This is a genomic window from Rubrivirga sp. (genome assembly GCF_049648075.1).
Taxonomy (GTDB): domain Bacteria; phylum Bacteroidota; class Rhodothermia; order Rhodothermales; family Rubricoccaceae; genus Rubrivirga.
This window is the reverse complement of record NZ_JBARYR010000226.1, coordinates 1-5,007: the sequence shown is the minus strand read 5'-3', so window position 1 is coordinate 5,007 and position 5,007 is coordinate 1. Positions and strand designations below refer to the sequence as shown.

General features: G+C 69.5%; 5 protein-coding genes. All 5 read left to right on the top strand.

What is annotated here, in order from left to right; genetic code table 11:
• Positions 1 to 440: 440 nt before the first annotated feature.
• Positions 441 to 1,340: a universal stress protein gene (locus tag WBA11_RS06635; protein WP_424519917.1), complete on the top strand. Its 900-nt coding sequence runs from the start codon at positions 441 to 443 to the stop codon at positions 1,338 to 1,340.
• Positions 1,341 to 1,395: 55 nt separating this feature from the next.
• Positions 1,396 to 1,707, top strand: a complete 312-nt coding sequence (locus WBA11_RS06630; RefSeq protein WP_424519916.1) for a cation:proton antiporter — start codon at positions 1,396 to 1,398, stop codon at positions 1,705 to 1,707.
• The gene (gene mnhG / locus WBA11_RS06625; RefSeq protein WP_424519915.1) at positions 1,704 to 2,129 is read left to right on the top strand and encodes a monovalent cation/H(+) antiporter subunit G; all 426 of its coding nucleotides are present in this window, start codon (positions 1,704 to 1,706) and stop codon (positions 2,127 to 2,129) included. Before WBA11_RS06630 ends, mnhG begins: the two co-directional genes overlap by 4 nt.
• Positions 2,129 to 4,885 (top strand): putative monovalent cation/H+ antiporter subunit A, encoded by a 2,757-nt coding sequence (locus WBA11_RS06620; RefSeq protein WP_424519914.1) that lies wholly within the window; start codon positions 2,129 to 2,131, stop codon positions 4,883 to 4,885. The genes mnhG and WBA11_RS06620 overlap by 1 nt, the downstream gene beginning before the upstream one ends.
• Positions 4,885 to 5,007, top strand: a 123-nt coding sequence (locus tag WBA11_RS06615) for an NADH-quinone oxidoreductase subunit K (RefSeq protein ID WP_424519918.1), incomplete at its 3' end; no start/stop codon positions are given. The genes WBA11_RS06620 and WBA11_RS06615, both read left to right, overlap by 1 nt.

Below are 5,007 nucleotides of genomic sequence, written 5' to 3'. Positions count from 1 at the left end.
GGGGATTGGGGATTGGGGATTGGGCGCGTGGCCTCGAGGCCGCGAAATGGTTCCGGTCGCCCTCGAGGCAGATCCGTAGGGGCACGGCGTGCCGTGCCCGTCCTCGAGGCCGGTCCGTCGGACGCCGCGCCGCGATGTCTGGCCCGTCCTCGAGGGCGTGAATCCGGCTTCATACGGGCGAGAGGCGGTAACCAAGCCAAAGCTTGGGCGTTGGAGCCGTCCACGCGACGCTTCTCCGATGCGCCCCCACTCTCAAAACATCTGCCCCGACGGCCGAGTGGTCTGTGCGCGTGGAGCGTGGCTCGGGCTCCTGGTGGTCTCCGAACGCGAGCGCTAGACCGGCCCGGCCGGTAGACGCGTGCCCCGCTCGCCAGAGCGCCCCGTCGGAGCGGTCCGGCGGGACCCGACCCGCCGTCACAGGACGGCCCACCGAGAGACCCATGTACAGGTACAAAGACATCATCGTCGGCCTCGGCCTCGATGGCTACGACGACTCGGTCGTCGACTACGCGGCGCTCGTCGCGTCGATGGCCCAGTCCGACCGCGTCCGGTTTACCCACGTGCTCCCGTCGCCGTCGTCGCTCGGCGACCTCTACCCGATCTACCGGCAGTCCTTCGAGGACGCCCGCGTCGAGGCCCGCCGCCGCATCGAGGACGTCGTCGAGGACCACTTCGACGCGCCCGACAGCACGGCCGTCTCGCGCATGCTCTTGGAGGGCTCGCCGCTCCTGGAGATCCTCCGGCTCGCCTCGGACGGTGCCGACCTGGTCGTCGTCTGCCGCGACCACGACGGCGGCACGATCGCCGAGAAGCTGGCCCGGAAGGCCCCGTGCTCGGTCCTGGTCGTCCCGCCCGACGTCCCGCCGGCGATCCGCCGCATCGTGGTCCCCGTCGACTTCTCCGACCACGCGGCCGACGCCGTCGAGGTCGCGGCCGCGTTCGCCGAGAGCGCTGGCCTCGAGGAGGTCCACCTGTTGCACGTCTACCCGATCCCGACGTCGTACTTCAAGCTCGACCTGAACCACGACGAGTTCGAGCGTCAGGTCCGGCTCCACGCCGAGGACCGGTTCGAGCGGTTCGTGGCACGGCTCGACCTGCACGGGCTCCGCTCGGTCCGCCACCTGGCCGGCAGCGACGACGTGCCCGACGCGATCCGCCGGGAGACGGCCGCCCTCGAGGCGGACCTGGTCATGGTCGGGACGCGGGGCCGGACCGACACGGCCGCCGTCCTGCTGGGCAGCGTCGCCGAGCAACTCGTGCGTACCGCCGACGTCCCGACGGTCGCGGTCAAACGCAAGGGGTCGACGCTCGGGTTGCTCGACGCGTTGTTTCACTTGTAAGCACACTCCGCGCCGGAGCTCGGGTTTATCCTGAGCCGACGTCACCCACCTACCTATGGACGCCCTTCCCTGGCCCGCCGCGGTCGCGTTTGCCCTGTTGGGACTCGCGTTCGTGCTCGTCTTCGTCCGCCTCGTCCGGGGCCCGAGCTTGCCCGACCGCGTGGTCGCCCTCGACATGGTGGCGTACCTCGCCGTCGCGACGATCGCGCTGTGGACGCTGGTGACCGGCGTGACCGCCTACCTCGACGCCGCCCTCGTGCTCGCACTCATCGCGTTCCTAGCGACGGTCGCGTTCGGGCGGTACATCGAGGAGACGCCTGCTGACCCCATCTCGACGCAGGCCCCGTCCTCGAGCTCAGACTTGTGATCGACCTCTTCGCTTCTGCTCTCGTCCTCCTCGGCGCAGGGTTCGTCTTGGTCGCTGCCATCGGCGTAGTGCGCATGCCGGACTTGCCGATGCGGATGCACGCGGCGACCAAGGCCGGAACGCTCGGCGCCGGCCTGATCCTGGTCGCCGTCGCCTTGGTCTTTGCCGAGCCCGGCGTGACCGTCCGCGCCGTGGCGACGGTCGCGTTCCTGTTTCTGACCGCCCCGATCTCGGCCCACGTCGTCGGCCGAGCCGCGGCCGCGAGCGGCGCGCTCCGGCTGTGGGAGGGCACGCGCTTCAACGAGCTCGCCGACGACCTCGAGGCCGCCGCGGGCCGCCCGTTCTCGGCGGATCCCGAGCCGGTCACGGACCTCGAGGCCGACCGGCGTTCCGACCTCGAGGACGAGGCCCCCCGCTCGTAATGCTGGTTGCCATCCTCGCAGGGTTCGCCGTCGCGCTCGTCGCCCCGTTCGTCTACCGAGCGCTGGGCGACCGGACGGGGTGGGCGCTGGCCTTGCTACCGGCCGGGCTGTTCGCGTACTTCGTCGCCAAGGTCCCGGCGATCTCCGTCGGTGCCCCGGTCGTCGAGAGCACGCCCTGGGTGCCGTCGTTCGGCGTCGACGTCTCGCTCTACCTCGACGGGCTGAGCCTGTTGTTCGTGCTCCTGATCACGGGGCTCGGAACCCTGGTCGTGATCTACGCGGGCGGCTATCTCAAGGGCAACAAGGACCTGGGGCGGTTCTACCTCGCCCTCTTGATGTTCATGAGCGCGATGCTCGGGCTGGTCCTCTCGAGCAACCTGATCGCCCTCTTCGTCTTCTGGGAGCTGACGTCGTTCGCGTCGTACCTGCTGATCGGGTTCAAGCACGACTACGAAGAGTCGAGGACGTCGGCGCTGCAGGCGCTGTTGGTGACGGGCGGCGGCGGGCTCGCGCTATTGGGCGGGTTCATCGTCCTGGGAATCGCCGGAGGCGGGACGTTCGAGCTGACCGCGATGGACGCCGACGTCGTCCGAGGGCACACGCTGTATCCGTTGGCCTTCGCGCTCGTGGCGCTCGGGGCGTTCACCAAGAGCGCCCAGTTCCCCTTCCACTTCTGGCTGCCGAACGCGATGGCCGCGCCGACCCCGGTCAGCGCGTACCTCCACTCGGCGACGATGGTCAAGGCCGGCGTCTACCTGCTGATGCGGCTCGACGCGACGATGGGCGGCACGGCCCTGTGGACGTTCACGTTGTCGACCGTCGGTGCGACCACGATGCTGCTGGGCGCGTTCTGGGCGCTGCGCCAGACCGACCTCAAAAAGATCCTGGCTTACTCCACGGTGACGGCGCTCGGCACGCTGACTCTCTTGGTCGGGCTGTCGTTCGAGGAGAGCATCAAGGCCGCCGTCGTGTTCTTGTTGGTCCACGCGCTGTACAAGGGCGCGCTGTTCATGATCGCCGGGTCCGTCGACCACGAGACTGGCACGCGCGAGGTGCTGGGCCTGGGCGGTCTCCGCCGGTCGATGCCGTTCACCTTCGGCGCCGCTGTCTTGGCTGGCCTGTCGATGGCCGGCGTCCCACCTCTGTTCGGGTTCGTCGGCAAGGAGCTGGCGTACAAGGCCAAGCTCGGCTTCGAGGGCGCGGACCTCATCCTGCCCGGCGCTGCGGTTCTGGCGAACGCGCTCACGATCGCGGCGGCCGGCATCGTGGTCCTGCGGCCGTTCTTCGGGGCCAAAACCGAGACGCCCAAGACCGCGCACGAGGCGCCGCCCTCGATGTGGATCGGCCCGGCCATCCTGGCGGGCATTGGGTTGCTGTTCGGCTTGTTCCCGACGCTTTTGCCCAAGCCCCTCGTCGCGTCGGCCGTGACGGGCATCCTGGGCTTCCCGTTCGAGGTCAAGCTGTCGCTGTGGTACGGGTTCGGGCCGGCGCTCTACCTCAGCATCTTTACGACCGCCCTCGGCATCCTGGCCTATTGGCAGTGGGACCGCATCCGCGGCGCCTTGGCAAAGCTGGACCCGTTGACGCGGTTCGGCCCCGAGCGCGGCTACTTCGGCGCGCTCAGCGGGCTGCTCTCCGTCGCCGGCTGGCAGACGCGGCTGTTGCAGAACGGGAGCCTGCGCGGCTACCTGATCTGGCTCGTCGCGGCCGTCGTGATCCTGCCCGGCACCGTCTTCCTCGTCAAAGGCGTCGGCCTCGAGGTCGGCGCGGCGTGGGGCGAGGTCTTGCCGCACGAGTGGGCGCTGGCCGGGCTCATCGTGGCCGGAGCCTTGGCGGCAGCGACCTCGAGGTCGCGGATGCTGGCCGTCACGGCCCTCGGCGTGGTCGGGTTCAGCGTCGCGCTGATCTTCCTCGGGTTGGGCGCGCCGGACCTGGCGATGACCCAGATGCTGGTCGAGACGCTGATCGTCGTCATCATCCTGCTGGTCTTGCGGCACCTGCCGTTCATCAAGGCCGAGCGCGACGAGGGCGCGGCCTCGAGGGCGGCCAGCGCAGCCCTTGCGGTCGGAGCGGGCGTCGTCGTGACCACGCTGTCGCTCGCGGTCGCGTCGACGCCGTTCGACACATCGCTCGCGGCGTTCTACGAAGCCGAGAGCGTGCCCGGCGGCTTCGGCCGCAACCTGGTCAACGTGATCCTGGTCGACTTCCGGGCGCTCGACACCTTCGGCGAGGTGGTCGTCTTGGCCGTGGCGGCGCTCGGTGCCCACGTCTTGGTGCTGGCCGGCAAGACGCCGCCGCTGCCCACCCTCGAGGTCGAGGGCTCGGTGATCTTACGCACGGCGACGCGCCTGCTGATCACGCTCCTGTTGGTCGTCTCGCTGTTCTTGCTGTGGCGCGGTCACAACGAGCCGGGTGGCGGGTTTATCGGCGGACTCGTCGCCTCGGGCGCGTTCGCGCTCTACCTGATCGCGTTTGGCGCGACGGCGACCCGTCGGCTGCTCCGTGTCGACCCGCGCGACCTGATGAGCGTCGGCCTGGCGATCGCGGTCGTGAGCGGGCTGTTCGCCATCGCCGCGAACGAGGCGTTCCTGACCGGCCAGTGGATGACGCTCTATCTCGGCGACGGACTCGCGCCGCTCAAGCTGGGCACGCCGCTCCTGTTTGACATCGGTGTGTTCCTGGCCGTGATCGGGTTCGTGCTCACCATCGTGCTCGCCCTCGAGCGCGCGGCCCCGCGTCCCAAACCCGCCGTCTGATGCAACTGTTGCTCGCCCTGCTCACCGGCGTCCTGTTCGCGTCCGGGGTCTACCTCGTTCTGCGACGGAACCTGCTGCGGATGATCTTCGGGCTGGTCCTGTTGTCGAACGCGGTCAACCTG